This window comes from Mycobacterium sp. (assembly GCF_036490025.1).
Lineage (GTDB): Bacteria > Actinomycetota > Actinomycetes > Mycobacteriales > Mycobacteriaceae > Mycobacterium.
The window spans coordinates 22,225-28,825 of sequence record NZ_DASXEP010000065.1 but is presented as its reverse complement, the minus strand read 5'-3'; the positions used below and the strand labels follow the sequence as shown (position 1 = coordinate 28,825).

At 60.5% G+C, this 6,601-nt stretch carries 6 protein-coding genes and 2 pseudogenes; 2 read left to right on the top strand and 6 right to left on the bottom strand.

From position 1 onward, the window contains the following. Nucleotides 1-318 precede the first annotated feature (318 nt). A pseudogene (locus VGG53_RS07305) lies at nucleotides 319-540 on the bottom strand (adenylate/guanylate cyclase domain-containing protein); the annotation flags it as partial. A 154-nt stretch (nucleotides 541-694) separates the two neighbouring features. Continuing rightward, nucleotides 695-1,024: a hypothetical protein gene (locus VGG53_RS07300; RefSeq protein WP_331517370.1), complete on the bottom strand. Its 330-nt coding sequence runs from the start codon at nucleotides 1,022-1,024 to the stop codon at nucleotides 695-697. Between the two features lie 529 nt (nucleotides 1,025-1,553). Here VGG53_RS07300 and VGG53_RS07295 point away from each other — a divergent pair. Together VGG53_RS07295 and VGG53_RS07290 are read left to right on the top strand one after the other, a co-directional pair. Next, a complete protein-coding gene (locus VGG53_RS07295) occupies nucleotides 1,554-2,153 on the top strand; it encodes a recombinase family protein (protein WP_331517369.1) in 600 nt (199 codons plus the stop codon). Between the two features lie 322 nt (nucleotides 2,154-2,475). Continuing rightward, nucleotides 2,476-2,925 (top strand): hypothetical protein, encoded by a 450-nt coding sequence (locus tag VGG53_RS07290; RefSeq protein WP_331517368.1) that lies wholly within the window; start codon nucleotides 2,476-2,478, stop codon nucleotides 2,923-2,925. 675 nt (nucleotides 2,926-3,600) lie between these two features. On the opposite strand, the gene VGG53_RS07285 is transcribed toward VGG53_RS07290, so the two are convergent. The 4 genes and pseudogenes from VGG53_RS07285 to VGG53_RS07280 all read right to left on the bottom strand — a co-directional run bounded on the left by VGG53_RS07285 (nucleotide 3,601) and on the right by VGG53_RS07280 (nucleotide 6,581). Beyond that, complete coding sequence (locus VGG53_RS07285) at nucleotides 3,601-3,723, bottom strand: hypothetical protein (protein ID WP_331517367.1); 123 nt, start codon at nucleotides 3,721-3,723, stop codon at nucleotides 3,601-3,603. 46 nt (nucleotides 3,724-3,769) lie between these two features. After that, nucleotides 3,770-4,003: pseudogene (locus VGG53_RS23990) on the bottom strand (DUF3846 domain-containing protein); the annotation flags it as partial. Between the two features lie 149 nt (nucleotides 4,004-4,152). Further along, nucleotides 4,153-4,332 carry a helix-turn-helix domain-containing protein gene (locus VGG53_RS23985; protein ID WP_414688903.1) on the bottom strand — a complete coding sequence of 60 codons (180 nt, stop codon included), beginning with the start codon at nucleotides 4,330-4,332 and terminating at the stop codon, nucleotides 4,153-4,155. Between the two features lie 899 nt (nucleotides 4,333-5,231). Next, nucleotides 5,232-6,581 carry a recombinase family protein gene (locus tag VGG53_RS07280; protein WP_331517366.1) on the bottom strand — a complete coding sequence of 450 codons (1,350 nt, stop codon included), beginning with the start codon at nucleotides 6,579-6,581 and terminating at the stop codon, nucleotides 5,232-5,234. Between the last annotated feature and the right edge of the window lie 20 nt (nucleotides 6,582-6,601).

The window sequence follows — 6,601 nt, the reverse complement described above, 5'->3', positions numbered from 1 at the left end:
GAAACCCTGGCGCTCGGCCGCCTTCGCAACCAGACGAACAACTGACCTGGTGGTCGTGACACTCTGAACGACCACACAGGTTCCGGCCTCATCGCGTCCCGACAGCACGTTCGCAATCATGTCACTGCCGTGAAGACACTGGCGGGTCTTTGGCAGTCGACACGGCGCACCCAGTCCACAGGTTGAGCCGGGTGCCTGTCCTGCCGCTTAACTGACTGCATAAGGTTCGCAAAACTTTTGTTGTGGGTTTCTCAAAAGCCGCAGCGGAAGCATCGGGCTCGCGAAGATGATCGCGGCAGAGGGATGATGCACCTCCCCTTAGCTCGTGAGGTCGACCCGCGCACCGTTATCTTGGTCGAGGCGGAAGACCTGCACGGAGGCTGACTTTCCTCTCAGGACATGGAATCTCCGGTCGATGAGTCCGGGGGCCCGCGACGCCAAAGCGTCGACGCGCTTCTGGGTGAGAAGGATAGCGTCGCCGGTGGTTTTGGTGAGTTGCTCGCCGCGGGCTGCCACGTTGACGGTGTCACGGATGAGAGTGCCGAGAACTTCCGGCGGCGAGCTGGCTTCGGACGTCTCCGCTCCCGGGACGAGCTTGCCGGACCTGCTCATCCGAGGTGGCCCGCTTCACCTCGTCGCTGCCAACGATCCGCTTCTGGCGCGGGCTCAATGTGCGGCGTGCTGTCATGACCCGTCACATTCCTAAATCGTCGTGCAGCGCGGTCGAGCAACCGTCGAGCCAGTCGCTTATGACCGGAGGGTTTATCTGCCACTTACCCATGGCAATTCGGCACAGCGCCGTCGGCGACACGCTGAAAATTGATCCCGTCTCAGCGCCACGCATACCTTTCTTGTCGTCGTCGGTCCAATTGTCACGTCGGTTGTCGACCTGTTTATACCCGTCGCGGTAGCTGTCGCTGCGAAACGAAAGTTCCAGCTTGTGCAGCGTTGCGTCGTTCAAGTGACCCGACACACCGGCAGCGATAATGCCTACCCCAACAACACAAATGACCAGCTTGTTCATTGCTCCTCCTCGTCTGGCCGCGTCCTCGGTAGTTCGATCTTCATTCGGTTCCTTCCGTATCGATCTGCGCGAACCAATGGTTCGCCCAGAGGACATGCACCAAACCGAACATATCGTCCACTAAATCGGACATAATTCCCCAAACCGTACATAGACGGCCCCGGGGCCGGTTCTCGGGCTTACTTCAAGACGGGGGGATGGCAGGGGGATTTCCTAGGTTCCCTTCCGTCCCACCGACAGACAAAATCGGCCCGGTTGAAGCACAAACTGCCGTCAGTGGTCCGACGCCCTGACCCGCCGCTGCGCGGCGTTCTCGACCAGCTCAAGTTCAAGCTCAGAGACACGTCGACCTGGGCGTTCTTAGCGCTCAACCGATCCAGGTGGGACTGTGTCAATTCTTTAGTTGTGGAACGGTCGTCACGAGTATCAGAGAACCAGAACAAAACCCACGTCGCACTGTCTCAAAAGTTGCGTCAAAAGAGTCGTCTCATAACTTGCGCTTCTGCGAGTTTTAAGACATGCTCTTCCCATGACCGACACCGCCGTCGCCGCAGATGTTCAACTCGGCTACGCGAGAGTGAGCACCGACCATCAGTCGCTCGACCAACAGCTTGATGCGCTCACCGCAGCCGGAGTCGACTCGAAGCGGGTTTACCGCGACAAGCTGTCTGGCACGTCGACACGGGAGCAGCGGCCCGGGCTAGCCGCGTTGCTTGACTACGCACGCCCCGGTGACGCAATCGTCGTGGTCGGGATAGATCGCTTGGGCCGCAATGCCGCAGAAGTCATGACGACGATTCGCGAACTGCGCGACCGCGAGATCGTGTTGCGCTCGCTGCGCGAAGGCATCGATACGTCCAACGCCACAGGGCGCATGGTCGCCGGGGTGCTCGCGAGCCTGGCCGAACTTGAACTGGAGCTTGGCCGTGAGCGCCGGGCAGCGGCGCGGGAGGCGCGTCGGGCACGCGGGCAGCACATCGGGCGTCCCAAGAAACTGGACGAGGCCAAGGCGGCGTTGGCGCGGCGGATGCATGCCAACGGCGAGCCAGTGACGACGGTAGCGGCAACGCTCGGTGTTAGTCGTGCCACCCTCTACCGGGTCTTGGCCGAAAACGAAGGTAGTGCTTAATGATCCCCATAACAGCTCACGCCCCTGATTGCTCGCATCGGGGGGGGATTTGGCCGCCAGCGGCGTCTTGCGAAGTTTCCAGGCTGGACCTGGAACGCATCGTCCTGGCCAGGTGACGCCGATGTCGCGCTATAAACCGCTGACGAAATCCGAGGTTTCACAAGCCATCCCGATGATGCGGAAGCACGTACAAGACCACTACGGGGCTGAGGTTGACCCGCTCCCGTTGGCCGCAATCGGCCTAACACAACGGGCATGGCGCAACACCGAAATAGAGAGCGCACATGGAGGGGGAACTGACTCCCGTATCTCGGATGGTGAGATGTTCGCTGCCAACGTGGCGACCACTCGACTTGTGCTCGAGTACCTACGGCCGTTTCCTGCGGTCGACTGGAACGCGCTGGGCAATGCCTTGGTCGACCCTGACCGTGTCGCCGGCCGTCGCACCGTGTCCGACCTTTTCGGCGAAATGTATGACGAGTGGGTCGACACGGCGCACAGTGTCATCGACACTCAGCGAGACATGATGTCCCAGTGCGGACCCGACTTTGTCTTGTGGTTTGACGCTGATAGCTCCCTCAACTCCAACTACTGGTGGGGAAGCCCGCTATGGCCAACGTTGGTGGCAGCATTCATTAACGGCCTGACCGAGTCGCCGCCAGGCACGAACATCGAAGAACTGCGTCGTGGCCTCATCGATGCACCCAATGCGATGGATCCCGAAGTCCTGGACTGGTGTGTCTCTCACTTGATTGGCTATACGCGCATCTAGAACAAAAATTGTTACTACTGATATTAAGCACGGAGCAGTAACCCGAAGCGACACGCGTATCGCCAGCCGTGCCAGTTGTGCCACGCATCCGAAGTGGCACAGCGGGGCACAACTAGGGCGGCCTAGTCCCAACTCGGCAAGGATCGTGCATCAAGCGCGAGTGCCCTCGCCTCTTTGCCTGGGGAGGGACCCCAACTCGCGATCTGGCCGGACACCCCGTGCAAATCCGGCCCTCTCTCTCCGGCGAAATCAGCCCGACCCTTGCAATTGCAATTCGCCTATTTAGTAAGCCATCGCCCGTGACCACGCCCTGCTCCGCTCTCAGGGCCTGCGCTAGGGCGCTGTGCCAGTTATGCCAACGGTGAAGGGTGGCACAACTGGCACAGCCCATGTCATAGCGGCAAGCGGCGCGTTACGCGCCCGCCCTATAGGACAGCGGCATGAGTGCCCGTACGGGCCGGGCTGCCACTCGTTGAGAGGAGACTGTCCGGGTCATGGTTGTCCCTTGGTTATGGGGGCTGGTAACTGGTGTGCATTACCGGTGCTGCACGTGTTGTACACACGAATTATATTGGCCGACAACATTATTCGACTCCACTGTGCCAGTTATGTCACGACTTCGAGTCCAGTTGTGCAAGCTGCGCCAAGGGGGCGCGATGGCACAACTGGCGCAGCTCACTCGTCCTCATCCAGATGCTTGTGTTCCTCGTAGATCGCCCGCATCCGCTCGAAGTATTCGATGACATCGTCTGGCACCGGCAGCGCGTCCTCCCCGTCCGCATTCCCGGTGACAAACACGGGTGCCCTGGAGTACGGCCCGGCCCTCCGTCGGGGGGCAGAGGTTCCACCAGAGGTAGGTGGCGAGGGTGTTGTCGGAGTAGTCCTTCAGCATGCTTTCTTCGTCACGCCAGAGGACGCAGTCCTGGGTGGGGATGTCTTCCACGTAGCCGCCGACGATGCCCTGGAGCGTCTTGAGATCCTGCTCGACCTCGCGAATCTCGTAGGTGTTGTCAGCGCGGATGATGAGTGCCCTTATCGGCGGAGCTGCCACTCGTTGGGGGGAAACTGTCTGGCTCATGGCTGGTCCTTTTGGTTACGTGGGCCGGTAACTGGGTTATGTTCCCGGTGCAGCAAGCATTGTATGCGCGAATCATATTGTCCAGCAACACTTTTCGACTCAGTTGTGCCAGTTATGCCACGACGTTGAGCCCAGTTGTGCCAGCGCCTTCACACTCCCTTCTCGCCCTTCAGCGTTGCCTGCAGTTCATGTGCCAGGTACGCCACCAGCCCACTGCGGGGATACGCCAAGCGGCGGCCTCTCCGATAGCACACCGGACCCTCGCCCAGGCTTCGTAGGTTGTACATACGCTGCACTCCCACGCCTAACACGTGGGCCGCGTCGTCCACTGTCAAGAGCTCTTCGTTCTTAAATTGCACGATCTTGTTCTCCTATTTGACTTTAACTGCATTTGGAAACTGATTTTTCCGCCCCGTGGGGTCGGGGCACGGGTTCGACCGCGAACTCTTGCGACTGCTCAGGCACCGATATGGACAGTCCTCGCGTGACGATCTGATTGACTTCAAAAACGAAGTTGGACGGCCACTGTCGTCATTCACAGCAACAACTCTCGCGCTCTCAGTGCCTACAACGGCTCAACCTACCCACGCGGGAACAAAGCCCCTTTGGACGGGCGACACTGACCGGGGGACTAAACCCGGCTGACCCCCTCGCGGGGGAACTTGATCAGGCTTACTTGCTAAGAAGACGAGCTTTGTTGCGATTCAGAGCCTTTCGCGCAAGGTCCTCGCTCAGACCCCAATCACCAGTACGTCCACGACGGAAGTCGGCTTGGCGCAAGCTCTCTTGGCCTTTCCTGTCACGTCGTTCAGTCCTGGCTATCCGCTGCTTCCGGTAGTGGCCCGGCAGGGGCATTACGATCCGACCCCCTCAGATTCGCAGCGAAGGCAACCAAGCGCCACAATGCCGCACGTTCCGGATACTCGGCCGGGCAATGGCTTTCCTATCTCCTATTCTACCGCCTTCTTCCAGATTCGGGAGTTGGCTAACGACATCTAACGATCACAGTAGACCTGGGGGGTGACTGTGAAACTGTTCGCATTCAAGGGGATCCGCGCGGTCCTGTAGCGCTGCAATCGAGTCGGATACGTGAGCATCCGGCGATGTCGCGAGCAAAATAGGCCCCTGACCTCGGACCAGTTCCAGACCCGTTTTACAGTCGGTCCGCTGCTCCATGCTGTGAGCCATGAGCAGCCGGCCAGAGCCCGAAATCAGCCACGAACAGTGGCTACTCGTGCGCAGGCTGTTCGCAAAGCGGCGCGATGTCGACTCCCCCAAGGCCAACCTTCTGACCTCTCTTAGCCGGATGGACCGTGATGGTAAAGAACCCACGGATAATGTCTCGCTTCTCCCTGACCGGCGTATCCGCCCAGTTCTGCAGCAGGTCAGCTAGGTCCACATCGCCCCGATCATGTTGCACAGCTTCCACTTTCAGGCCATCCCGCCGCTTAATCAGGCCCTTCTCGATCTCGGCGAATGACTTGGGCGAGACCTCCCCGGCCTTGGCCATCTCGATCCATTCCTCAAGCTCCCGCTCCAACTCTTCGACCTTGGACCACAGTTCACCGACGGCCGGGTCCTCGCTCTCAAATTGTTTCGGGTCGACCCTGGAAAGCCTGTCGAACAGGGCGGCCTCCACCGCCTGGTCAATCGGGTCCGCCTTGCGGCTGCAATGCGACTTGGGGCACACGTATATGGGCGTTCCGTGTACGTTCCGACGCCAGGGCAGGCCGCTGCCACAAGTGCCGCACTTGGCTATGTGGCTCAAGAGGTGTTGCGGCTCCGGGCCGGGACGCTCGAGATGACCGTAGGCTTTCCGCTTCCTGTCCATGCGGCTCAGCAACAGGGTGTGCTGTGCCTCGGAGATAATCGGCTCCCAGTTGCCCTTGCCGATAACCTCGCCCCGGTGGACCCGCAGACCGGCCAGCGTCGGCTTGCGGAGGCTCCGGCACATCACCGTGAGGGTGGGCGGAATGTAGCCCTCCGTTGTCTGTAGCCACCTGTAAACGGCGTTATGCGACTCCCCCGCCAATATCCGCTCCACGGCTTCCCGGACACGCGGGGCTTCGACAGCGTCGGGTTCCCAGACTCCTGGCGATGCCATCCGATAGCCCCACGGGACGCGGCCCGCTGGCCTGCCCTCCAGAGCGCCTGCCTCTTTCCCACGGAGAACCCTCATCCGGATCTGTTCCGATTCCCGCTCAGCAAGAAGAGCGTCCAAGCCAGCGACGAAGCGGTCATCTCCCAGGGCGAGGTCCATTACCTTGCCGCCGTAGGACAGCGGCACGCTCAGTTCGGCACATTGGTCGCGCAGGTTGACAAACTCCTCCAGGTCACGGGCTGCACGGGACGCCTCCCACATGACCAGAACATCACCTTGCCGGAGTTCTGTCTTCAACCTTTCCCACTCGGGACGGCGGTTGCCGTAGCGCGATGCGCTGATGCTGTTGTCGCAGAACACGGCGCGGACGGGCCATCCCTTCCGGTTGCATTCGGCCCGGCACTCCCGTTCCTGGTCCTCAACAGACCGGCCGTCGTTCCGGTCCTGCGACACGCGGGTATAGATCACGGCTTCCATGCTGGTCAGCATACCCGTCA